This is a genomic window from Streptosporangium sp. NPDC002544 (assembly GCF_040295965.1).
Lineage (GTDB): Bacteria > Actinomycetota > Actinomycetes > Streptosporangiales > Streptosporangiaceae > Streptosporangium.
Window position 1 is genome coordinate 1 of the sequence record NZ_JBEOWJ010000059.1, and the last position, 24,845, is coordinate 24,845.

Consider the following 24,845-nt stretch of genomic DNA (forward strand, 5'->3'; position numbering starts at 1 on the left):
CACCGCCAGGGCGTACGGGCGTACCTTGAGCTGGGCCCCGATGGTGTGCTGACCGCCATGGCCGCCGACACCCTGGCCGCCGACGTGGATGTGCACGAGTCGGACGCGGTGCTGGTGCCGGTATTGCGTAAGGGCCGCGACGAGCAGGTCGCGTCCATGACGGCGCTGGCCGAGCTGCATGTGCACGGAGTGCCGGTGGACTGGCAGGCGGTGCTGCCGGGTGGGCGCCGGGTGGATCTGCCGACCTACGCTTTCCAGCACCAGTGGTTCTGGCCGAACGCCAGGCAGAGCGGTGATGCCCGCGTTCTGGGCCTGGCCGCGACGGGGCATCCGCTGCTGGGCGCGGCGATGCCGCGGGCCGACTCTGACGGGGTGGTGCTGACGGGTCGCTTGTCGGTGAGTGCGCAGCCGTGGCTGGCCGATCACGTGGTGGCGGGCTCTGTGGTGGTGCCGGGCACCGCGTTCGTGGAGCTGGCCGTGCGGGCCGGTGACCAGGTCGGCTGTGAGCTGGTGGAGGATCTGACACTGGATGTGCCGCTGCTGCTGAGTGAGGGCGAGGCGGCCGCTGTGCAGGTGTGGGTGGGCGCCTCTCAGGGGTCGGACCGCCGGACGGTGAATGTGTACTCGCGTTCGGCGGATGCGGCCGATGACGCGCCGTGGGTGCGGCACGCGACCGGCGCTCTCACCACGGGTGCTTCGCCTGCCGAGCCGTTCGATGTGGCGGTGTGGCCGCCGACCGGCGCGGCTGCGATCGAGCTGGACGGGCTGTATGAAGAGCTGGCGGAGGAGGGCTTGGGGTACGGCCCGGCGTTCCAGGGGTTGCGGGCGGCCTGGCGGCGTGATGACGAGGTGTTCGCCGAGCTGAGTTTGCCGGAGCAGGCCGGTGATGCGGCTTTGTTCGGGTTGCACCCGGCGCTGCTGGACGCGGCGCTGCACGTGGTGCCATTCGCCGGGCTGGACGATTCCGAGGGCGGCCGGTTGCCACTGTCCTGGGGTGGGGTGTGCCTGCACGCGGGTGGGGCGTCGGTGCTGCGGGTGCGGCTGGCCAGGACGGGCGGCGATGCGGTGTCGCTGAGCGCGGTGGATGCGGCCGGGGAGCCGGTGGTGTCGGCCCGGTCGGTGGTGCTGCGGCCGATGGCCGCCGAGCACTTGGCCGGCTCCGGCCCTCGTGGGGCCGGGTGGGACGCGCTGTTCCGGGTGGAGTGGCCTGCCGCGGGCGGCCTGCCGCAGGCCGACCAGGTGCCGGTGGCGGTGCTCGGCTTGGACGCGCTGGGTCTTGCCCCCGCGTTGCGGGTAGCCGGCGATCTGGCCGCGGAGCCTGGCGGGCACTTGGTGCCGGTGCATGTGGATTTGCCGTCATTGGTCGAGGCAGGTCCGGTCCCGGCAGTGGTGGTGACGGAGGTGGTCTCCGATCCGGCGGCCGAGGTGGTGGAGTCGGCGCATGCGCTGACTGCCCACGTGCTGGATCTGCTGCAGCGGTGGCTGGCGGATGAGCGGTACGCCGATTCGCGCTTGGTGTTCGTCACCCGGGGCGCGGTCGCGACCGATGATGGTGAGGTGGTGGCTGATCTTCCAGCCGCTGGGGCGTGGGGCCTTGTCCGCAGTGCCCAGTCGGAGAACCCGGGCCGGTTCGTGCTGGTCGACGTGGATGATCAGGAGTCCTCGCTGCCGGCCCTGCTCGGGGTGCCGGCCTCGGGTGAGCCGCAGGTGGCGGTACGCGAGGGTGAGCTGCGGGTTCCGCGGATGGCGCGGGTGGCGCCAGGGTCTGACGTCGGAGACGCGGCGGGCCGGGTCTGGGACCCGGAGGGCACGGTGTTGATCACTGGTGGGACCGGTGGTCTGGGTGCCCAATTCGCGCGGCATGTGGTGGCCGAGCGGGGTGTGCGGCATCTGCTGCTGACCAGTCGCCGGGGTCTGGAGGCTCCGGGTGCGGTGGAGTTGCAGGCCGAGCTGATCGCGCACGGCGTCGAGGTCACGATCGCGGCGTGCGACATGGCCGACCGGGATCAGGTGGCGGCGCTGCTGGCCGGGATCGACGCCGAGCATCCGCTGACCGCGGTGATCCACACTGCCGGTGTGCTGGCCGACGGGACGATCCCGTCACTGACCCCCGAACGGCTGGACACCGTGCTGCGGCCGAAAGCGGACGCGGCCTGGCATCTGCACGAGCTGACCCAGGGCCTGGACCTGGCCGGGTTCGTAGTGTTCTCTTCGCTGGCCGGGGTGATGGGCAACGCCGGGCAGGGCAACTACGCGGCGGCGAACGCGTTCGTGGACGCATTGGTCCAGGCGCGTCGGGCTGCGGGACTGCCGGGGTTGTCGCTGGCCTGGGGCTTGTGGGTGCAGGAGACCGGGATGACCGGCACGCTGGGCGCAGTCGACCTGCGCAGGATGGCACGGGCGGGGATGCCGGCGCTGTCGGTGGAGCAGGGGCTGGCGGTGTTCGAGGCGGCCGAGGTGTCGGGTCGGGCGGCGGTGGTGGGGGTGCGGCTGGATCTGTCGGTGCTGCGCACGTTGCCTGAGGTGCCGCCTTTGATGCGGGGCCTGGTGCGTGTGGGGCGCCGGTCGGCGGTCTCCGTCTCCGTGGGCGGGGATGGGGAGCTGGTGCGGCGGCTGGCGGGGCTGGAGCAGGCCGAGCAGGTGCGGCTGGCGGTGGAGCTGGTGCGCGCTCAGGCGGCGGTGGTGCTGGGACACGAGTCGGTGGACGCGATCCGGCCGGGACGGGAGTTCCGTGAGCTGGGCTTCGACTCCCTGACCACCGTGGAGCTGCGCAACCGGCTCAACGCCGTCACCGGGCTGCGGCTGTCGGCGACCATCATCTTCGACTACCCCACCCCCGCCAGCCTCGCCGAACACCTTCTGGAGGAAATCGCGCCCGGAGCGAACACCGTGGTGGAGCTGTCATTGCTGGCCGATCTCGACCGGTTCGAGACCGTGCTTTCCGATACCGCGCTCGACGAGCTCGCCCGGAACGGCATCGCGACCCGGCTGCGGCACCTGCTGGCGAGGGTGAGCGAGAGCGGCACGGAAACTAGTGAAATCGCTGTCGCCGGCATGCTCGAATCGGCGAGTACCGAGGAAATCCTCAGCTTCATCGACAACGAACTGGGCCGCTCGAAAGATCTGTGATTCGAGCCCGCGTCTGAACAATGTGAAGGGCCACTCTCATGTCCGAAGACCGGAAGCTCGTCGAGTATCTGAAGTGGGTCACCGCCGATCTGCACGAGACCCGCCGGCGGCTCGAAGAGGTGGAGTCGGGCAGGCACGAGCCGATCGCCATCGTGTCGATGTCATGCCGCTTTCCGGGCGGGGTCGGCTCTCCTGAGGATCTGTGGCGGTTGCTGTCCGAGGGACAGGACGCGATCTCTTCGTTCCCGGTCGATCGGGGCTGGGACGCGGAGACGATGTCGGCGATGGGTGTTGAGTGTCAGGGCGGGTTTCTGGCGGATGTGGCGGGGTTCGACCCTGGGTTCTTCGGGATCTCGCCGCGTGAGGCGTTGGCGATGGATCCGCAGCAGCGGTTGCTGCTGGAGACGTCCTGGGAGGCGGTCGAGCGGGCCGGGATCGACCCGGCCTTGCTGAAAGGTAGCCACACCGGGGTGTTCATGGGCACCAACGGCCAGGACTACATGAATCTGATCTTGAGTAATCATATGGATACGCAGGGTCATGGTGTCACCAGTACGGCGGCCAGCGTGTTGTCGGGCCGCCTGTCCTACACGCTGGGTCTGGAGGGTCCGGCGGTGACGGTGGACACCGCGTGTTCATCGTCGCTGGTGACGTTGCACCTTGCGGCGCAGGCGCTGCGGTCTGGGGAGTGCTCGCTGGCGCTGGCCGGCGGTATCACGGTGATGACGTTGCCGTTGGTGTTCGCCGGGTTCGGCGCGCAGGGCGGGATGGCACTCGACGGGCGGTGCAAGGCGTTCTCCGACGCCGCGGACGGTACCAGCTGGGGAGAGGGGGTGGGCGTGCTGGTGCTGGAGCGGCTGTCGGACGCCCGCCGCAACGGCCATCAGGTGCTGGCGGTGCTGCGGGGTTCGGCGGTGAACCAGGACGGTGCGTCCAACGGGTTGACCGCGCCGAACGGTCCGTCGCAGCAGCGGGTGATCCGCCAGGCGCTGGTCAGTGCCGGGTTGTCGCCGTCCGAGGTGGACGCGGTCGAGGCGCACGGGACCGGCACGATCCTGGGTGACCCGATCGAGGCGCAGGCGCTGCTGTCGACCTATGGGCAGGACCGGCCGGAGGATCGGCCGCTGCTGCTGGGGGCGATCAAGTCGAACATCGGTCACACCCAGGCCGCCGCGGGCGTGGCCGGTGTGATCAAGATGGTGCTGGCGATGCGGCACGGCATGCTGCCCAAGACGCTACATGTCGATACTCCGTCCTCACACGTGGACTGGTCAGCCGGTGCGGTGAAGCTGCTGACCGAGTCAGCGGAATGGCCGGAGACCGGTCGCCCGCGCCGGGCTGGTGTGTCGTCGTTCGGGATCAGTGGCACCAACGCGCACATCATTCTCGAACAAGGACCGGAAGCGCCGGTAGGAGAAGAGGCTCCGCGGGACCGGGTGCCGGCTGCGGGTGTGGTGCCGGTGCTGGTGTCGGCTAAGACGGGTCAGGCGTTGCGGGCGCAGGCCGGGCGGCTGGTGTCGTTCCTGGACGGTGAGTCTGATCTGGGTCTGGCCGACGCCGCGTTCTCACTGGCCACGACGCGGTCGGTGTTCGAGCATCGGGCGGTGGTGCTGGCCGGCGATCGTGATGGGGTGCTGGCCGGCCTGGGTGCGCTGGCGGACGACCGGTCTGTCGCGGGTGTGGTGCTCGGGGTGGCCGCGACGCCGCCGCAGCTGGCGGTGTTGTTCACCGGTCAGGGCAGCCAGCGGGCGGGAATGGGCCGGGAGCTGTATAACCGGTTCCCGGTGTTCGCGCAGGCGTTGGACGAGGTGATCGCGGAGCTGGACCCGCTGCTGGACGGGTCGCTGCGCGAGGTGCTGTTCGCCGAACCGGGCAGCGAGCAGGCCGGGTTGCTGGATCAGACCGGGTGGGCGCAGCCGGCCCTGTTCGCGGTGGAGACCGCCCTGTTCCGGCTGGTCTCCTCGTGGGGAGTGCGGCCGGATGTGCTGGCCGGGCATTCGATCGGGGAGATCACCGCTGCGCATGTGGCCGGGGTGCTGTCGCTGGCCGACGCGTGTGCGCTGGTGGCGGGTCGGGCGCGGTTGATGCAGGCGCTGCCGCCGGGTGGGGCGATGGTGGCGGTGCAGGCCTACGAGGAGGAGATCGAGCCGTTGCTCGCCGAGCGCGAGGGCGAGGTGTCGGTCGCCGCGATCAACGGTCCAGGTTCGGTGGTGATCGCGGGCGTGGAAAAGGGGGTCCTCGATATCGCCGCCGCGTTGGAGGATCGCGGGGTGCGGACGAAGCGGTTGCGGGTGTCGCATGCGTTCCACTCGCCGTTGATGGAGCCGATGCTGGAGGACTTCCGCACACTGGCGAGCAGGCTCACCTACGGTGCGCCGAGGATTCCGATCGTGTCCACCCTGACCGGCGAGGCGGCCACGGCCGAGCAGCTGTGCTCGCCGGACTACTGGGTGGACCAGGTCCGCGGCGCGGTCCGCTTCGCCGACGGCATCCGCACCCTGCGCGCGCAGGGCGTGCGAGCGTATCTGGAGCTCGGCCCCGACGGTGTGCTGACCGCCATGGCCCAGGACACCATCGCGACCGAGCCGGAGGCACATGTGCACGAGTCGCACACGGTGCTGGTGCCGGTGCTGCGTAAGGATCGGGACGAGCATGTGGCGGTGATGACGGCGCTGGCCCAGCTGCATGTGCACGGGGTGCCGGTCGACTGGCGGGCGGTGTTGCCGCGCGGGCGCCGGGTCGACCTGCCCACCTATGCTTTCGAGCACCAGCGGTTCTGGCCCGAGAGCACCGGCTCCGATATAGGGAACGTGGCGGCGGTGGGCCTGGCCGCGACGGATCATCCGCTGCTGGGTGCCGCGATGCCGCGGGCCGACTCCGACGGGGTGGTGCTGACCGGGCGGTTGTCGGTGAGTGCGCAGCCGTGGCTGGCCGATCATGTGGTGGCGGGTTCGGTGGTGGTGCCGGGTTCGGTGTTCGTGGAGCTGGCGGTGCGGGCCGGTGACCAGGTCGACTGTGACCTGGTAGAGGAGTTGACGCTGGCCGCTCCGCTGGTGCTGGGCGAGGACGATGCGGTCGTGGTGCAGGTGTGGGTGGGGGCCAAGGAGGAGTCGGGCCGTCGGAGCGTGAGCGTGTATGCCCGTTCGGCGGAGGCGGCCGATGAGGTGCCGTGGGTGCGGTACGCGACCGGAACGCTCGCGGCCGGTGTTCCGGAGGTCATGCCGTTCGATGTGGCGATGTGGCCGCCGGCCGGGGCGACCGCGATCGAGCTGGAGGGGTTGTACGAGGAACTGGCCGAGGACGGCTTCGTCTATGGTCCGGTGTTCCAGGGGTTGCGGGGGGCTTGGCGGGGTGCCGATGGTGAGGTGTTCGCCGAGGTCGCGCTGCCTGAGCAGGTGGTGTCGGAGGCGGGTACGTTCGGGGTGCATCCGGCGTTGCTGGACGCGGCGCTGCACGGGGTGCCATTCGCCGGGCTGGACGATTCCGAGGGCGGTTTGTTGCCGTTCTCCTGGGGTGGGGTGTGCCTGCACGCGGGCGGGGCGTCGGTGCTGCGGGTGCGGCTGGCCAGGACGGGCGGCGATGCGGTGTCGCTGAGCGCGGTGGATGTGACGGGTGCGCCGGTGGTGTCGGCGCGGTCGGTGGTGTTGCGGCCGGTCTCGGCCGAGCAGTTGGCGGTCTCCGATGGTGTCGGCGCGGGCTGGGAGTCGTTGTTCGGGGTGGAGTGGACGTCCGTGAGCGGTGTGCCGGAGGCCGGTCAGGTGCCGCCGATACCGGTGGCGGTGCTTGGTCTGGACGCGTTGGGTGTTGCTCCCGCGTTGCGGGCGGCCGGGGAGCCGGGCGGCCTTCCGGTGCCGGTGCATGCGGAGCTGTCATCGCTGGCTGAGGCGGGTACGGTGCCGGCCGTCGTGATGGTGGAGGCGGTCTCGGATCCGGTGGGCGGGGTGGTGGAGTCGGCGCATGCGCTGACCGCTCGCGTTCTGGACCTGCTGCAGGGCTGGCTGGCCGATGACCGGTTCGCCGATTCGCGGCTGGTGTTCCTCACCCGGGGCGCGGTCACGGCAGGCGGCGAGGTGGTCACCGATCTGCCGGCTTCCGGGGTGTGGGGGTTGGTCCGCAGTGCCCAGTCGGAGAACCCGGGCCGGTTCCTGCTGATCGATGTGGACCGGGAATTCCCGCTGTCAGGACTGCCAGGGGTGCTGGCCGAGGTGTTTTCCTCAGGTGAGCCGCAAACCGTGGTGCGCGATGGTGAGGTACGGGCGCCGCGCCTGGCGCGGGTGGCGCCCGGCGCTGACCTGGACGGGGAGGCGAGTCGGGTCTGGGACCCGGAGGGGACGGTGTTGATCACTGGTGGGACCGGTGGTCTGGGCGCGCTGTTCGCGCGGCATGTGGTGGCCGAGCGGGGTGTGCGGCATCTGTTGCTGACCAGCCGCCGGGGTTTGGAGGCTCCGGGTGCGGTGGAGTTGCGGGCCGAGTTGATCGCGCACGGGGTCGAGGTCACGGTCGCCGCCTGTGATGTGGCGGATCGGGATCAGGTGGTGGCGCTGCTGGCCGGGATCGACGCCGAGCATCCGCTGACCGCGGTGATCCACACCGCGGGTGTGCTGGCCGACGGCACGATTCCGTCGCTGTCGGCGGAGGGGCTGGGTGCGGTGTTGCGGCCGAAGGTCGACGCGGCCTGGTATCTGCACGAGCTCACTCAGGACGCGAATCTCGCGGCGTTCGTGCTGTTCTCCTCGCTCGCGGGTGTCGTGGGAGCGCCTGGGCAGGGTAACTACGCGGCGGCGAACGTGTTCCTGGACGCGCTGGCTCAGGCGCGCCGGGCGCGGGGGCTGGCGGGGTTGTCGCTGGCGTGGAGTGCCTGGGCACAGGACGCGGGGATGACCGGCACGCTGAGTGGGGCCGAGATGCGGCGGATCAGTCGGACGGGTATGCCGGCGCTGTCGGCCGAGCAGGGGCTCGCGGCGTTCGAGGCGGCCGAGGTGTCGGGTCGGGCGATGGTGGTGCCGGTGCGGCTGGAGCTGTCGGTGCTGCGGGCCATGGGCGAGGTGCCGCCTTTGATGCGGGGCCTGGTGCGTGTGGGGCGCCGGTCGGCGGTCTCCGTCCCCGTGGGCGGGGATGGGGAGCTGGTGCGGCGGCTGGCGGGGCTGGAGCAGGCCGAGCAGGTGCGGCTGATGCTGGAGCTGGTGCGCGCTCAGGCGGCGGTGGTGCTGGGACACGACTCGGTGGACGCGATCCAGCCGGGACGGGAGTTCCGTGAGCTGGGCTTCGACTCCCTGACCACCGTGGAGCTGCGCAACCGGCTCAACGCCGTCACCGGGCTGCCGCTGTCGGCGACCATCATCTTCGACTACCCCACCCCCGCCAGCCTCGCCGAACACCTTCTGGAGGAAATCGCGCCCGGAGCGAACACCGTGGTGGAGCTGTCATTGCTGGCCGATCTCGACCGGTTCGAGACCGTGCTTTCCGGCAACACGCTCGACGATCTCACCCGGAACGGCATCGCGACCCGGCTGCGGCACCTGCTGGCGAGGGTGAGCGAGAGCGGCACGGAAACCAGTGAAGTCGCTGTCGCCGGCATGCTCGAATCGGCGAGTACCGAGGAGATCCTCAGCTTCATCGACAACGAACTGGGCCGCTCGAAAGATCTGTGATTCGAGCCCGCGTCTGAACAATGTGAAGGGCCACTCTCATGTCCGAAGACCGGAAGCTCGTCGAGTATCTGAAGTGGGTCACCGCCGATCTGCACGAGACCCGCCGACGACTCGAAGAGGTGGAGTCGGGCAGGCACGAGCCGATCGCCATCGTGTCGATGTCATGCCGCTTTCCGGGCGGGGTCGACTCTCCTGAGGATCTGTGGCGGTTGCTGTCCGAGGGACAGGACGTGATCTCTTCGTTCCCGGTCGATCGGGGCTGGGACGCGGAGACGATGTCGGCGATAGGCATGGAGTGTCAGGGCGGGTTCTTGTCCGAGGTGGCGGGGTTCGATCCAGGGTTCTTCGGGATCTCGCCGCGTGAGGCGCTGGCGATGGATCCGCAGCAGCGGTTGCTGCTGGAGGGGGTGTGGGAGGCGATCGAGCGGGCCGGGATCGACCCGGTCTCGCTGAGAGGTAGCCACACCGGGGTGTTCATGGGCACCAACGGCCAGGACTACATGAATCTGTGCCTGGAAACCGGGACAGATGTAACGAACTATTTCCTCACCGGTGCAGCGGCCAGCGTGCTGTCGGGCCGCCTGTCCTACACCCTGGGCCTGGAGGGCCCGACGATGACAGTCGACACCGCCTGCTCGTCGTCCTTGGTCGCCATGCACCTGGCGGCGCAGGCGCTGCGCTCGGGCGAGTGCGGCCTGGCGCTGGCAGGCGGTGTCACGGTGATGGCCACCCCGCTCAGCTTCCTCGGCTTCGGCGTGGAGAGCGGAATGGCGCCCGATGGTCGGTGCAAGGCGTTCTCCGACACCGCGGACGGCACCAGTTGGTCCGAGGGCATGGGCATGCTGGTACTGGAACGGCTGTCGGATGCCCGCCGCAACGGCCATGAGGTGCTGGCGATCGTGCGCGGATCGGCGATCAACCAGGATGGTGCGTCCAACGGTCTGACCGCGCCGAACGGCCCGTCGCAGCAGCGGGTGATCCGCCAGGCGCTGGCCAGTGCCGGGCTGACTCCCACCGAGGTGGACGCGGTCGAGGCGCACGGCACCGGTACCAGGCTGGGTGACCCGATCGAGGCTCAGGCACTGCTGGCCGCCTACGGCCAGAACCGTGAAGCCGACCGGCCGCTGCTGCTGGGCTCGATCAAGTCGAACCTCGGGCATACCCAGGCGGCGGCGGGCGTTGCCGGTGTGATCAAGATGGTCATGGCGATGCGGCACGGAGTGCTGCCCAGGACACTGCACATCGACGCCCCGTCGTCGCACGTGGACTGGGCCTCGGGCGCGGTGGAACTGCTGACCGAGCCGACCGAGTGGCCGCAGACCGGCCGTCCGCGCCGGGCGGGTGTGTCGTCGTTCGGAATCAGTGGCACCAACGCGCACGTGATCATCGAACAGGGACCGGAGGTGCCACAGGCCGAGCCAGGTACGCAGGACCCGGCGTCGGCGGCGGGTTTGGTGCCGTGGGTGGTGTCCGCCAGAAGTGGCGGGGCGCTGCGTGAGCAGGCGCGACGGCTGGCGGCGCATGTCAGTGCGCACCGTGAGCTGGAGCAGGTGGATGTGGGTTTCTCGCTGGTCACGACTCGGTCGGCGTTCGAGCATCGGGCGACGGTGCTGGCCGGCGATCGTGATGGTGTGCTGGCCGGCCTGCGGGCCGTTGCCGAGGACCTGCCGGGTGCGGGTGTGGTGCGTGGTGTGGCACGGGCGGAGCCGAAGCTTGCGGTGTTGTTCACCGGTCAGGGGAGTCAGCGGGCGGGGGTGGGCCGGGAGCTGTATGGGCGGTTCCCGGTGTTCGCGACGGCGTTGGACGAGGTGATCGCGGAGCTCGAGCCGCTGCTGAGGAGGTTCGACCGGGAGCCGGTCGGAGGGGCGGGACGTTACCGGGGTTGTTCGTTGCGGGAGGTGCTGTTCGCCGAGCAGGGCAGTGAGACGGCGGGGTTGCTGGATCGGACCGGGTGGGCGCAGCCGGCGTTGTTCGCGGTGGAGACGGCGCTGTTCCGGCTGGTGTCCTCGTGGGGGGTGCGGCCGGCTGTTTTGGTGGGGCATTCGATCGGGGAGATCGCGGCGGCGCATGTGGCCGGGGTGCTGTCGCTGGCCGACGCGTGTGCGCTGGTGGCGGCGCGGGCGCGGTTGATGCAGGCGCTGCCGCCGGGTGGGGCGATGGTGGCGGTGCAGGCTGCCGAGAAGGAGGTCGCCGAGCTGCTGGTGGGACGCGAGGGTGAGGTGTCGGTCGCGGCGGTGAACGGCCCGGCCTCGGTGGTGATCTCCGGGGTGGGGGAGGCGGTGCTCGCGCTCGCCGCGGTCCTCGAAGGGCGCGGGGTGCGGACCAAGCGGTTACGGGTGTCGCATGCGTTCCATTCGCCGTTGATGGATCCGATGCTGGCGGACTTCCGTGCCCTGGCCCGGACGCTCACCTACAGCCCGCCACGGATTCCGCTGGTGTCGACGGTGACCGGGGAGGCGGCCTCGGCGGAGCAGTTGTGCTCGCCGGACTACTGGGTGGACCAGGTCCGCGGTGTGGTCCGTTTCGCCGACGGGGTGCGCACGCTGCATCGTCAGGGCGTACGGGCCTACCTGGAGCTGGGCCCCGACGGCGTGCTCACCGCCATGGCGGGAGACACCCTCGTGGCAGAGTCGGACGTGGTGCTGGTGCCGGTACTGCGCAAGGACCGTGATGAACAGACTGCGGCGATGACGGCGCTGGCCGAACTGCACGTGCGCGGGGTGCCGGTGGATTGGCGAGCGGTGCTTCCAGCCGGGCGCCAGGTCAAGTTGCCGACGTACGCTTTCGAGCACCGGCGCTTCTGGCCCGAGGCGACCGGTTCCCGTACGGGGGACGCGGCGGTGGGATTGGCCGCGGCGGATCTGGCCGTGTCGATACCCGAGGCCGACACGGCGCGGGAGCGGTTGCGCGGGCTTGGAGAAGCACAGCAGTACGAGGTGCTACAGGAACTGGTGCAGCGCCATGCGGCTGCCGTTCTCGGCCACGGCGACTTCTCGGCCGTCGATTTCGAACGTGATTTCTTCGAGCTGGGCTTCGACTCGTTCACCGCGACCGAATTGCGTAACTCCCTTGCCAGGGCGGTTGGTTGGGAATTCCCGCTGATGGCGGTGTTCGAGAACAAGAACTCCACCGGTCTCGCCCGTTGGCTGCGGCATGAGCTCGTCACCCGGATGAATGCCGGCCAGGCGACTGCGGCCTCGGCGGACCAGGTGGACGACACCCTGGCAGGGTTGTTCCGCGGCGCTTTCCGTTCCGGGAAGGCGCAGGAGGCGTTCGGATTGCTGTATGCCGTGGCGAGGACCCGGCCCATGTACGACGCACCTGTCGATCCGCGAGAAATCCCTCGACCGGTGACGCTGGCCAGTGGCGCGGCTCGGTCTCGCTTGATCTGCGTGAGTTCGTCCACGGTGACCGGTGGCGTTCATCAATATGCGCGGTTCGCCGCGCACTTCCGCGAGGAAAGACACGTCTTGGCGCTTCCCTTGCTCGGCTACGCTCTCGGTGAGGGCCTGCCCGCCACGATCGACATCGCCCTCGAAAGCATCGCGGAAGGCATCGTGCAGGCCAGTGAGGGGGAGCCGTTCGTGCTCGTCGGTCATTCGGCCGGCGGCATTCTCGCTTACGGCGCAGCCGGTGTACTGGAGAAGTCGGGAATCTCCCCTGAGGCGGTGGTGATGATGGACTCCTTCCATCCCGGCGCAGGTGGCGATTCGCAGATGCTGTCCGAGCAGGTGCTGCAGTACATCCTGCAGATGGAGACGGTTTTCGGCGAGTTCAACAGCGCGCGATTGTCCGCTATGGGGTACTGGTCGGCAATTATGTCCGACATCAAACTGGCAGACGTGAATGCGCCCGTGCTGTTCGTGCAGTGCGCGGAGCCGTTCTCTGACGTCGAGCCTGAATCGGACTACTGGCGGGCGACGCCGTTCGACCCGTCGCATACCGTACGGACGATCGAGGCGAACCACTTTTCGATGCTCGCCGAGAAGGCAGCGGACACGGCCCGCCTGATCGACGGCTGGTTCCGACTGGCACACTGACCGTCGCGAAACCTACCGGGAAGATCAGCCGGACCTGAAACGATCACAAGCGTGAGTTGCCTGAAACGCCAGATCGGCCGTCATCGCGGTCAGCGGTCGGTTCACCAGGTCGGCGCAGCGACTTTGTCGTTGATTTCCCAGCATGTGGCGTTGCCTGCGGGCGTGTTCAGGTCTGCGCGCAGCAGTCAGTGGATGCTCGGCGACGCATTTCCGGCGTATGACACTGGTAGCCACTAGTAATTGTGCGAGTCGCTTCTGCGGTTCACTGTGTCCAGCGTCATCGGCACAGCGAAGGGACCGAGGGCCCATGAGTATCGCGGAACCGGGCATCGGCAGGCAGTGAACGAAGAGATCGCTCGGGAACTCGCCGGATGGCGCGATACGTGCGGCAGGAGGGTTTGTCAGACCAATGGATCGTGCAGCTCTGCCCAGTGAAGAGCCCGATGAAGAGTCCGGTGAGGAACAGACGGACCGCCGGCCGGAGGATGGCGGCGCAGCGGGTCTCGAACTGTCCACGTTGCGGCTTGAGCAGTCGGGTCGGGTGCTGACGGCGTGGGTGGACGCCCCGCCGTTCAACTACATGACCTTGCCGATGCAACGGGACTTCATCCGGCTCGTCGAGGCGGTGGAGCACGACGTCTCGGTCGGCGCGGTCGTCGTCACCGGCGCGCGGCCCGGCCGGTTCATCACGCACTTCGACATCGCCCACCTGTCCTCGCAGGCGGATGGCACGCCAGAGATCTCCCATGCGGTCGCTCGGAACCTGTACCGGAGTGTGCGGGCCATGACGGGCTGGGCGGGTGAACGTCTGGTCGCCCGTTCCCCGGTCAAAGGGCTGCTCGCGGTAACCCAGTTCCATGACATGGCGCTGCGGCTGATGTATTCCCCGGCGGTGTGGATCGCCGCGGTGAACGGGCCGTGCGGCGGCGGTGGCCTGGAGATGTCGGTCTTCTTTGACATGCGCGTATCGGCTGACCGTGATGCCGGCTTCGGCCTGCCCGAACTGTCGGTGGGGTTGAACACCGCCCTGGGCGGGCAGCGACTCGTCCAGCTCGTCGGGCCGTCCCGAGCTTTGGAGATGATGCTCGAAGCGCGTTTCTACGCACCGCAGGAGGCTCTGGAACTGGGTTTGGTGAACCGGGTGGTGCCGGCCGAGGAACTGCTGGACACGGTCCAGCGGATGGCGGAGCGCTACGCCAGGCGGCCGCGGAAGGTTGTGGCCCTGCAGAAGCGGATCTTCAACGACGCCCATTCCACCTCGGCCCGGGCCAGTCTTACCCAAGAGGCCACCGCCACATTGATGAGCATGTCATCACCGACCACCCAGGCCGCTATGCGGCGGTGGTTGCAGATGCAGGAGGGCACCAACGGCGACTCGGTGTTCCTGACCCAGCCCGAACCCTGGACCGAGGGCACCGTGCTCGACATGAACGTTCCTGTGCACGGACCGACGCCGCCATGATCCGTGCTTTCCCCGCCGCGGCGGGGAAAGCACGGATCATATGCACCACGTCGGCTCCCTGGAGCATCAGGACGTGACGAGGAACTGGGTCGCGGCAAGCTCGCGGTAGAGGTCGTCGGCGTCGACCAACTCGTCATGAGTGCCGTAGGCGCGGACCCGGCCTGCCTCCATGAGGATGATCCGGTTGGCGCCGGTGACGGTGGACAGCCGATGGGCTATGACCAGGACCGTGGTCTCTCGCGCCACCTCGGCCACCACCTCGCGCAGGCGCAGCTCGTTCATGGCGTCGAGCTGCGAGGTGGCCTCGTCGAGCAGCAGCAAACGGGGTTTGCGGAGCAGTGCCCTGGCGATGGCCACCCGCTGGCGCTCCCCGCCCGAGAGCAGGACGCCGCGGTGGCCGACAGGCGTATCGAGGCCTTCGGGCAGGCGGGCGATCAGATCGTCCAGGCGGGTGCGGGCCAGGGTGTGGGCGATCTCCTCCTCGGTAGCGCCAGGCGCTCCGAAGACGAGGTTCTCCCGGAATGTGCCAGCGAGGACGGGGGCGTCCTGCTCCACGTAGCTGAGCGAAGCGCGCAGCTCGCTCAGTGGCCACTCGCGGATGTCTCGGCCACCGATGAGGATCGTCCCGGCCTGTGGCTCGTAGAACCGTTCGATGAGCCCGAAGACCGTGGACTTGCCGGCTCCCGAAGGGCCGACCAGGGCTGTCATGCCACCAGCGGGCACCTTGAAGTTCACCTGGTTGTGGATGATCGGCCGGTCTTCGCCGTACCGGAAGACCACGCCGCTGAAGGTGAGGCCGACGGGGGCACCGGTCTCCGGCTTCCACGTCTCGGGGGTGGGCGGCTCGGACGGAAGCTCGGAGATCTCCTGGATGCGAGCTATCGCGGCCAGGCCGTTCTGTATCTGGGTGAGGTTCTGGATCAGCGTCCCGATTGGGGACACCAGGTAGAACAGGTAGAGAAGGAACGCGATCAGCGACGAGATCTCCATCGACCCGCTGGCGACACGCGCGCCGCCCACTCCAAGCACGGCGAGGAACGCCAGCTGGGTTGACATCCAGGCGGCGATGCCCGTGACCGAGCTCCACGCGGCGGCGGTCACGCCGCGGTCACGCGCCTCGGTGGCCGCGGCGCCCACCAGCGCGATCTCGCGTGACTCGGCCCCGCTGGCCTTGACCGTGCGGAACGCCTGGAGAGTACGGTCGAGCGCGGAGTTCATCTCGCCCAGGGCCACCTGGGCCTGGAGCGACGCCCGGCGGATGCGCGGCGTGATCGACGCCGCTATGAGGCCGATCAGGGCGATCACCGCGAGCGTGATCATGAGGAGCAGGCCGTCGATGATGGCCATCAGCACCACCGCACCCAGGAACACGAAGGTCGCGTCCACTGAGCTGGCCAGCGCCTCCGTGCAGACGGCGCGCAGCAGCGTGGTGTCGGAGTTGACCCGGGAGAGCAGGTCCCCCGGCTTGAGCCGGTCCACGTCGGCCACCCTGAGCCGCAGGATGCGATCAACGAGGCTCATGCGCGAGGCCAGCACGATTCCCTCGCCCATCCGCTCGAGCAGGAAGCGCCCCGCCGTCAAGACCAGGGCCGCCACCAGGACCGACGCCGACAGCCAGAGCACCGGGCCGATGAGGTCGCCACCCTTCCCGAAGGTGTCGATCACGCTCTTGGCGAGGATCGGCATCGCCAGCCCGGCGGAGCTGCCCACCAAAGTGAGCATGCCACCCAGCAGCAGCACGCGCTTGTGCGGGCGGACTAGGTCGAACAGCAGCCGCCACGAGTTCCGCTTGCTCAGCTTCCGCTTGCTCAGGCCGCTCGGTGCCACCCGCCCGCGAAGAATCTCCCCCCGCCGAAGCGCTTGTGCGCCGCCTGCTTTCCGACCCCGACGGCCTGCGCTATGTGCACCCATGACTCCCCTGTACGCGTACCCGGCGCACCTGGACGGCGGCCAGCCGATCGACCTGGCGGCGCAACTCGGCGGCGGCACGCAGCGCACGCAAAGGGTCGTCCCCTTCTGCTTCGGTCACCAGAGCCACGATTTCCCCATTCGTAAGGTCAACGTACGTTGACCACCCAAGGGGTCGTTCACATCGATGTCGACACCATTGACCGCGTCGATCCGCTGACCGTCCACGTGAAAACCGCGTATCGGTCCACGGGTTGTGATCATGGAAATCCCTCTCGCCGCCCACGGCCAGTAGCGACACTAGATGTCGAAAGACCAGGAAATCACCGGAGTTCGTGGCGTATGGGACCGGTTGACAGCCTCGGGCTGGGGCTCACCGGCCCAGCTTCTAGTGTTTTTTGCGAGTCGCTGCTGGGTTTCACTGGTCGGAGTGGCATTCGGCGCGATGAAGGGGTAAACGGATCGTGAGTACCGCGGACGACGTCAGTACCGCTTGGGTCCGTCGTTATCATCCGGTGGTGGGGGCGGGTAAGCGCCTGGTGTGCTTTCCGCACGCGGGTGGGTCGGCGAGCTTTTTCGTCCGGTCTCGGCCAGGTTCTCGCCGGGCGCCGATGCGGTGCTGATCGTCAGGCGTGCCAGGTGCTCCATGCGTCGGCGATCATCTCGGTAAGGCCCGATCGCTCGGGAAGCCAGCCGAGTTCTTTCACCGCGCGGCTGTTGTCGGCCGTGAGGATCTGCGGTTCCCGCTTGGGCGGCGCCTTTCGGACCGGTACCGGAAGGCCGGTCACAGCTTCCACCGTCGCCACGACCTGCGCCATGCTGGACGCGGTGCCGCTCCCTATGTTGTAGACGCGGTGCTCGCCTACCTTCACGGCGGCGAGCGACAGCCGCATCGCTGTCGCCACGTCGAGGATGTGGACGAAGTCACGGACCGCGGATCCGTCGCCGTTGAGTGTGATGTACGGCAACTCGCCGGTGAGCGCGCGGAATACGTTCGGGATGATACGCGCGGTGTCGGTGTCGGTGCGCCCATTGGCCGCTCCGGCGATGTTGAAGCACCGAAGCGTGATCGCGCCAATCGCTCCAGTGGCGGCGTACGCCGCGACGAGCTGCTCCGCCCCGACCTTCGACGCCGCGTAGGGACTCTCCGGGTGGGGTTCCAGATCCTCGCCCATGGCACCGACGTGCTGCGAGCCGTAAACCTTGTCGGTCGATGCGAACACGAATCGAACCGGCGGCACCGATTCACGGATGTCGTCGAGCGCCATAAGGAGGTTGAGGGTGCCAACCACGTTTACGTCGTAATACGTCAGCGGGTCGGCGAACGAGTCCCGACCTCGGGACACTGCGGCGAGGTGGCATACCGCGTCGAAGCGTCCGGCGGCGACTATTTCCCGGATTCGGCCGCGGTCCCGGACATCGCCTTCCACCAGGCCGACGCCGGCGTGCCGCCCCGCGTCCGTGCGGCCCCGGGTCAGGACGGTGACTTGGTGGTCGGCGGCAAGAAGGTCGAGGGTGACCGCATGGCCGAGATAGCCCAGACCTCCAGTGACCAGGACGTGCACGTCAGTTCCTCCAGACGATCGTCATGTGACATTCCAGGCCAATAGGATCATCCGGCTAACCACTTCACTTGATGGACAGCTCCGGGAACGGCACGACGAACGCGCCGCCGGCTGCCGAGAACGCCGCCGACCGGGCGCGGATGCTGGCCTCGAAGTTCCAGGCGAACAGCACGCAGTAGTCGGCCGCGTTCGCGGCCAACCGCTCGGAGCTCACAATGGGGATACCGTCGCCCGGCGTGTACTTGCCCACCTTGCGCGGGTTGTCGTCGACGATCCAGGCGATCTCACCGCCCACTCCGGCCTGGGAGAGCAGGGTGACGGCCCGCGCCGACGCGCCGTACCCGCAGATCCGCCGGCCGACTCTCGACAGGCCGCCCAGCACGTCGTTGAGGGTCGTGCAGACCCGGTCGATGCGGTCCGCGAAGCCGTCGAGAAAACTGCCGTCGGGCACCCCCGCGTCGACCTCGGCCTGCAGGATCCGGTCGAATCCGGCCGTCGAGGGGCGGGCCTCGTCATCGCGGCGTATCCAGCAGCGCAACGAGCCTCCCTGGGTCGGGATGAGCTCGGCGTCGGACACCGTGAGCCCGTTCGCCTCGGCCGCCTGTGCCAGCACGTGCAGGGAGAAGTACGAAAGGTGCTCGTGGTAGACGAACTCAAAGATACCGTGCTGGACCATCGGCAGGACGTGCGCGACCTCGATGACGGCGCAGCCACCCGGTTTGAGGAGCAGGCGGATCGCGCGGAGAACTCCGTTCACGTCGTTGACGTGGGCGAGCACATTGCTGCCCAACACCGCGTCAACGGGCCCGATGTCACTCAGTATCTTCTCGGCCGACTCCACACCGAAATGCGCGGTCAGCGTTGGAATTCCCTGCTCCTGCGCGTGGACCCCGAGCTCGACCGCCGGGTCGACGCCGAGCACCCGCATGCCGCGCTCGGCGAAGAAGCTCAGTTGCGTGCCGTCGTTCGAGCCGATTTCGAGCACCTTCGCCCCGGCGGCCAGCTCCAGTCGATCCGTGACCCGGGTGGCCAGCGCACGGCAGTGGTCGACGAGGGCAGGAGCGGCACCCGTGGCGTACCGGTAGTCGGCGAACAGCACCGATCGGGGAACGACGTCCACAAGCTGGACCAGGCCGCATCCGGCGCAGCGCACGAGGTCCAATGGGTACCGGTGCTGAGATCGGGCCGCCTCGGCCGTGGGTGCGATGTCGTTGGCGGGCGGAGTCGGGGTGAGCGAGACCACCTGTTCCAGACGGTTGGTCCCGCACACCAGGCAGCGGCCGGTGGTGTCCATCAGCGTTCTCTCCTTCCACCCATCGTGTTGCCCAGCCGTCGTGGCCACCGCGCTCGATCTGGCGGAAGTCCTTTCGACAGCTCACGACAAGTCCTCGATCAGCTGGCGGTCGGAGCTTACGTCCGCCAACACTAGGGGAATTACCTGATCGGCTGAGGCACAATCACCTGAACGAAACCCCTTGATCTGGGGGAATCACATGATCGCCGACACCGTGTTTCCGTCCGAGTTGTCCGCCAGAGGCGAGGCAGGTAACGCGGATGAAGGAGTATCAGATGCGAATCCTGGTCACTGGCGGAGCTGGGTTCATCGGATCCCATTTCGTACGGTCAATGTTGGACGGCCGATATCCCGGCCATGAGGACACCCGAGTCACCGTTCTGGACAAGTTGACCTACGCCGGCAGGAGGGAGAACCTGCCCGAGGCACATCCGAAGTTGACCTTCGTGCGTGGTGACATCTGCGATCGGGAGCTGCTGGCCGATCTTCTGCCCGGACACGACGGAGTCGTGCATTTCGCTGCCGAGTCGCATGTCGACAGGGCGGTGGACGACGCGGACCCGTTCGTGTGGGCCAATGTGATGGGCACCCACCGCCTTCTCGAACAATGCGGGACGAGTGGAATCCAGCGCGTCGTGCACGTGTCCACCGACGAGGTGTACGGGTCGATCGAGCAGGGATCATGGACGGAACGGTTTCGGCTCGAGCCCAACAACCCGTACTCGGCGTCGAAGGCGGCCAGCGATTGCCTCGCCCGATCGCACTGGCGCACTTACGGCCTGGACTTGTCGATCACCCGATGCTCCAACAACTATGGACCCCGGCAGCATCCGGAGAAGATCATTCCCCGTTTCGTCACCCGTCTGCTCCAGGGGCGCGACCTCACGCTGCACGGCGACGGCGGCGCCATCCGCGAATGGCTGCACGTCGACGACCACTGCCGCGGCATTTCCATGGTCCTTGACAAGGGTCGCGCCGGCGAGATCTACAACATCGGCGGCGGGATAGAACTCACCAACCGTGAGCTGACCGGCCTTCTGCTCGAACTGGCCGGGGCCGATTGGGACCGGGTCCGCTATGTGGCAGACCGGCGGGCTCAGGACCACCGGTACTCGATCGACCACAGGAAGATCACCGAGGAGATCGGGTTCGAACCCATGATTGATTTCAGGGAAGGCCTCGCGGGCACCATCACCTGGTACCGGGAGAACCGATCCTGGTGGGTGGCTCTTGACGCGTAGTGGTCGCGGCCGGAAGTCCCGGTGACGGTTCGCGGGTTGGCGTGCGGAGCCATCCCGCGCGGTGATGCGATTTCTGACGGCCCGCCGTACGGGGACATGCGGGTACTCTCGGTGATTTCGGTCAGTACCTCTGCACCGCGACCCGTGACCGCGGGTCGACAACGCGATCGCGCGAGGTCATGCGCCTCGCCGTACGGTTTTCGTGTTCGGCGTGGACGGCATCGACGTCCTGGCCCCTCTCCGGGGCAGTGGTGGTGGATCGGCGGGGGTGACCATGACGGGTCCGCCGGTCCCGGCTGAAGTCGGGAGCCCGCCGCGCCAGGTCGCCGTCCGTGTCGGTTCGGTACCGCCGGACCCACACCTGCTGCGATACCGGTGCTCCTGGCGCGCTGTCGGCGAAGACCGCCCGCAGGATCTTCATCGGGATCCGGTCATAGCGGACCGGGCGGCCATACCGGCGGGCCCACCGCGCTGTGACCGGAGCCACTTCTACCTGGCCACGAACACCTCCTCGATCGCGCGAACCGCCATCCCCGTCCCGTCCTCCTTACGGATCGCGGCACCGAGTGCCCGAGCGCGGGTGGCCATACCGCTGTCGGTGAGCAGGCGATTGAGCGTGCCTCGCAACCAGCCGGCCTTGAGGGCGTGGTGGTGACGAGGCGGGGGCCCGACGCCGAGCTGCGCGATTCTCCTTCCCCAGTGGAGCTGATCACCTTGAAGCCACACGACCGCCTGTGGGATACCGGCCCGGAACGCCGCCGCGGTCGTCCCGGCCCCCCCGTGATGGACGACGCACGCGGCGCGGGCATAGAGCCACCCGTGCGGGACGAAGTCCGCCAGAAAGATGTTGGGCGGCAGCTCCTGGTCTCCGAGCCCCGCCCAGCCGGATTGCAGGACGACACGCCGGTCCAGGCCGCGAACCGCCTTAAGCAGCTGCTCTGTGACCGCACGGGCGTCGAACCCGTTGTTCGAGCCAAAGCCGATCACCACCGGCGGCTCGTCGGCGATGAACGCCGCGAGGTCGTCCGGGGGTACGTACTCCGGTTCCTCGAGAAACCAGTATCCCGTGGTGCGGTAGGTGGACTCGAAGAGCGGATCGTGCTTGAGGATGCTCGGGCTGATGGCGATGAGGTTGAGCAGGCGCGAATGGCTCGCGTCGAAGAGAACGTCGCGCCAGGGCGGAAGGCCGGCTGCGGCGACGACAGGGTTGAACAGTTTGTCGGTCGCGAGCCTGACCCCCCCGCCAACGACCGACCATGCGAGGGCGTTGCCGACGGGCCCGAAATCGATATTGTTCGGGCCATGCCCGCGCGCCCGGTGCAGTGGCCAGGTGTGGTGCACGCTCACCTGGGGCGTGCCGACCGCGCGCGCCGCGGCGACCGCGCCGATGGCCAGCGGTGAGTTGATGACGACGTCGGCCTCACGGGCCAGCGCCATCAGCTGCGGTACCGCGGCACGCTGCTCCTGCGACAGGAATTCGATCACAACCGTCAGTTGTCGCAGCTTGTTCTTCTCGTTGAGAATACGGGTGTAGTTCGCCTGGAATTCCGTCTCGTTCCAAGTCGGCCTGCCGACGAAGGGAACACCGACAGCGTCGGCGCGCGCTGCGTAACCGTCGGAGGCCGAGAGCTTGACGTCGTGGCCCTCCGCGAGCAGACGCTTTCCGAGGGCAAGAAAAGGCTGGAGGTCCCCCTCCGAGCCGACGGTTACTATGAGGACACGCATCGCATCAAAGCCGGACAGTCGAGGGTCGGATCAGCGGCGGTCGGAGTTGGGCTCACTCTTGATTGCCTCCCTGGATCGGCTGCCGAAGTGACATGTGTGACGGATCCGAGCAGCGATCTTGCTTGCCTGTCCGGCACATCCTGGTGCGACCGATTCCCGGAAATCATTAGAATCACGGCGCCGATGCGGGTGACGTGCGGGTCTTCGCCGCCGCACAAGGGAGTCCGGTGCGGCGTTCCTCATCGGAAGCCCGGATCCACCTTGGCTCCGGGCATCGGGAAGGCGGCCCTGACAGCCTTGGCTTCTCGGTCGCGCGTCCGTGACCTCCATAAGCACCGGCCGGGGCTTGAGCACCTACCGGGTTTCAGTTGCCGCCGGCCTGCCGGGCCGGGATTCGCCCCACCTGCCGCCGAGCGTTACCCAAACACGCCCAACTCATCCCCGCCCTGACCAAACCCGACTAGGCGTTTTCCTAGAAAAGTGTCCATAACATCAGGTTTCAGCAGGGCGTCAGGGCCGGCGCCTGCAGTTACCAGGGCGGAGGTGGGCGATGACATCTCCCCGGATGTCGTCCAAGCCCCAATCGATAGGTGAGTGCCGGGTGCCGGCCGCCTCCCGGCGGAAGGCCAGGTCTGCGGCAGATCCCTCAACCTTCATGAGTGCTCTGTTGGGATCTAACCGAGCAGAGCACTCACGAGAGCCGTGGTCGATTTCTGTGACAGACAAGGAGAGGACCGGTTATGTGTGGGATCACGGGCTGGGTGTCCTATGACGCGGACCTGACCGAACAGCAGGCCACGATTGACGCGATGACCGTCACCATGGCGCTGCGCGGGCCCGACGCCTCCGGAACGTGGCTGCAACGGCATGCCGCGCTCGGTCACCGAAGGCTGGCGGTCATCGACCTGGACGGTGGCGTGCAACCGATGGAGTTCGCCACGCCGAACGGTCCGGTGGTCCTGGTGTACAGCGGCGAGACCTACAACTTCATCGAACTGCGCAGGGAACTGCAGGCCCGAGGGCACCGGTTCCGTACCGCGAGCGACACCGAGGTCGTGTTGCACGGTTATCTCGAATGGGGTGAAAGCGTCGCCGACCACCTCAACGGGATGTTCGCATTCGCCATCTGGGATACCCGTGATCAGAAGCTTGTCATGATCCGCGACCGGCTGGGGGTGAAGCCGCTCTACTACTACCCGACCCGCGACGGTGTGCTGTTCGGATCGGAACCAAAGGCGATTCTGGCCAACCCTCTCGCTCGCAAGGCAGTCGACATCGACGGGATACGCACGGCGGTGACCGGCATCGGGCAGGGGCAGGCGATTTGGAAAGGGATGTACGAGGTCGAGCCGGGTACGGTCGTCACTGTCAACGCGAGCGGAATCCGCAACAGGACGTACTGGAGGCTCCAGACGGCGCCGCACACCGATAACCAGAAGAGCACGATCGAACGAGTGCGGCAGTTGCTCAGCGACACCGTCGGCCGACAGTTGATCTCCGACGTGCCCCAGTGCGTTCTGCTCTCCGGTGGGCTGGATTCCAGCGCGATCGCCAGTCTCGCGTCGCCCAAGCTGGCCGCGGACGGTGAACGGCTACGTACATTCTCGGTCGACTTCGTCGATCACGTCGATCGCTTCAGAGCAGATGTGTTTCGGACCACCCCGGATGCGCCGTTCGTCAAGGATATGGTCGACCTGATCAGGCCGGTACACCGGCAGGTGGTGCTGAACGCGGAAGATCTGTCCGATCCGGCCATTCGCCGTGCCGTGATCACGGCACGGGACACACCGAATGCGTTCGGTGAATCAGATATCTCAATGTACCGGCTGTTTCGAGAAATACGCAATGAGTCGACGGTGGCCCTGTCCGGCGAGGCGGCGGACGAGAACTTCGGCGGCTACCAATGGTTCCACAACGACCTTCGCGAACTTCCCATCTTTCCCTGGATGGCGGCGGTACTCGGCGCGCAGCCCAGCACCCACACCGTCATGCCTTTCACGGCGGAAGCGCTGGCGGCCATGGGATTGGAAAGCTACCTGGGGGACCAGTATTCGGCGGCGGTGGCGGCTGTCGAGCACCTCGACAGCGCGTCGCGTGTCGAGCGTCAGATGCGCGTCATATTCCACATGCACCTGACCCGGTTCCTGCGGATGCTGCTCGATCGTAAGGACCGCCTCTCTATGGCGGTCGGCCTTGAGGTGCGGGTTCCGTACTGTGATCACCGTCTCGTCGAGTATGTCTACAACACGCCGTGGAAGCTCAAGTCGTTTGACGGCAGGGAGAAGAGCCTGCTGAGGCACGCGGTAAAGGACCTGCTTCCGCCATCGGTGGCCAATCGGGTGAAGAGCGGTTACCCGACAATGATGCATGACATTCGCTACTCGAGCGCCCTGCAAATTCAGGGCAAAGAGGTGCTGGCGGACGTCCATAGCCCGCTGTTCACGCTGTTCAACCGAGAATGGCTGAAGTATGCGGTCGAGATGGACTCGTCGAAGATATCGCACGGGGAGAAGCTCCTCCTGGACAAAATAATTGACATGTACTATTGGCTTGACATCTACTCGCCCGAGTTCGCCCTGTCCTGACCACTCTGCCGTGGGTCGTCCGCCACTCTGGAGAATGAACCTTCAAGGTGGCGGTCCGGGCAACGCCGACTCGGGCACCATGAACATCAAGGCGATCCTGACCTGGCCCGTCCGCCCCTCCCCTGAACGCCCGCGGCCGGTTGCGCGCACTGGTCACGGGCGCGCCGGTCACCCCGGCGCCGGGGTCCGGTACGCCGGCCGACCCGTGGCGGGTCGATCTGGTCGACGGCGTCGAACCGGACGTA

Annotated in this window: 11 protein-coding genes; 7 read left to right on the forward strand and 4 right to left on the reverse strand. The window is 67.8% G+C overall.

Translation table 11 applies throughout. From position 1 onward, the window contains the following. The 4 genes from ABT061_RS46335 to ABT061_RS46350 all read left to right on the forward strand — a co-directional run. Positions 1 to 3,129: type I polyketide synthase (locus ABT061_RS46335; RefSeq protein WP_350930091.1), on the forward strand; the 3,129-nt coding region annotated here is incomplete at its 5' end. A gap of 38 nt (positions 3,130 to 3,167) precedes the next feature. Further along, positions 3,168 to 8,780 (forward strand): type I polyketide synthase, encoded by a 5,613-nt coding sequence (locus tag ABT061_RS46340; protein ID WP_350930092.1) that lies wholly within the window; start codon positions 3,168 to 3,170, stop codon positions 8,778 to 8,780. A gap of 38 nt (positions 8,781 to 8,818) precedes the next feature. Continuing rightward, a complete protein-coding gene (locus tag ABT061_RS46345; RefSeq protein ID WP_350930093.1) occupies positions 8,819 to 12,820 on the forward strand; it encodes a type I polyketide synthase in 4,002 nt (1,333 codons plus the stop codon). A 409-nt stretch (positions 12,821 to 13,229) separates the two neighbouring features. After that, the gene (locus ABT061_RS46350) at positions 13,230 to 14,282 is read left to right on the forward strand and encodes an enoyl-CoA hydratase/isomerase family protein (protein ID WP_350930094.1); all 1,053 of its coding nucleotides are present in this window, start codon (positions 13,230 to 13,232) and stop codon (positions 14,280 to 14,282) included. Positions 14,283 to 14,348: 66 nt separating this feature from the next. On the opposite strand, the gene ABT061_RS46355 is transcribed toward ABT061_RS46350, so the two are convergent. Beyond that, positions 14,349 to 16,109: an ABC transporter ATP-binding protein gene (locus ABT061_RS46355; protein ID WP_350930095.1), complete on the reverse strand. Its 1,761-nt coding sequence runs from the start codon at positions 16,107 to 16,109 to the stop codon at positions 14,349 to 14,351. A gap of 82 nt (positions 16,110 to 16,191) precedes the next feature. On the opposite strand from ABT061_RS46355, the gene ABT061_RS46360 reads away from it, so the two are divergent. Further along, the gene (locus tag ABT061_RS46360) at positions 16,192 to 16,353 is read left to right on the forward strand and encodes a hypothetical protein (protein WP_350930096.1); all 162 of its coding nucleotides are present in this window, start codon (positions 16,192 to 16,194) and stop codon (positions 16,351 to 16,353) included. A 463-nt stretch (positions 16,354 to 16,816) separates the two neighbouring features. On the opposite strand, the gene ABT061_RS46365 is transcribed toward ABT061_RS46360, so the two are convergent. Together ABT061_RS46365 and ABT061_RS46370 are read right to left on the reverse strand one after the other, a co-directional pair. Next, on the reverse strand, positions 16,817 to 17,755 hold the full coding sequence (locus ABT061_RS46365) for an NAD-dependent epimerase/dehydratase family protein (RefSeq protein ID WP_350930097.1): 939 nt from the start codon (positions 17,753 to 17,755) through the stop codon (positions 16,817 to 16,819). Between the two features lie 64 nt (positions 17,756 to 17,819). Continuing rightward, positions 17,820 to 19,049 (reverse strand): methyltransferase domain-containing protein, encoded by a 1,230-nt coding sequence (locus tag ABT061_RS46370; RefSeq protein WP_350930098.1) that lies wholly within the window; start codon positions 19,047 to 19,049, stop codon positions 17,820 to 17,822. 275 nt (positions 19,050 to 19,324) lie between these two features. Here ABT061_RS46370 and rfbB point away from each other — a divergent pair, with 275 nt between their 5' ends. After that, entirely contained in the window at positions 19,325 to 20,290 is a 966-nt protein-coding gene (gene rfbB, locus ABT061_RS46375) for a dTDP-glucose 4,6-dehydratase (protein ID WP_350930099.1), read from the forward strand. A gap of 489 nt (positions 20,291 to 20,779) precedes the next feature. Here rfbB and ABT061_RS46380 read toward each other — a convergent pair whose 3' ends face one another. Continuing rightward, positions 20,780 to 22,015 (reverse strand): glycosyltransferase, encoded by a 1,236-nt coding sequence (locus ABT061_RS46380; RefSeq protein WP_350930100.1) that lies wholly within the window; start codon positions 22,013 to 22,015, stop codon positions 20,780 to 20,782. A gap of 740 nt (positions 22,016 to 22,755) precedes the next feature. On the opposite strand from ABT061_RS46380, the gene asnB reads away from it, so the two are divergent. Further along, positions 22,756 to 24,600 (forward strand): asparagine synthase (glutamine-hydrolyzing), encoded by a 1,845-nt coding sequence (asnB, locus tag ABT061_RS46385; protein ID WP_350930101.1) that lies wholly within the window; start codon positions 22,756 to 22,758, stop codon positions 24,598 to 24,600. Positions 24,601 to 24,845: the final 245 nt, after the last annotated feature.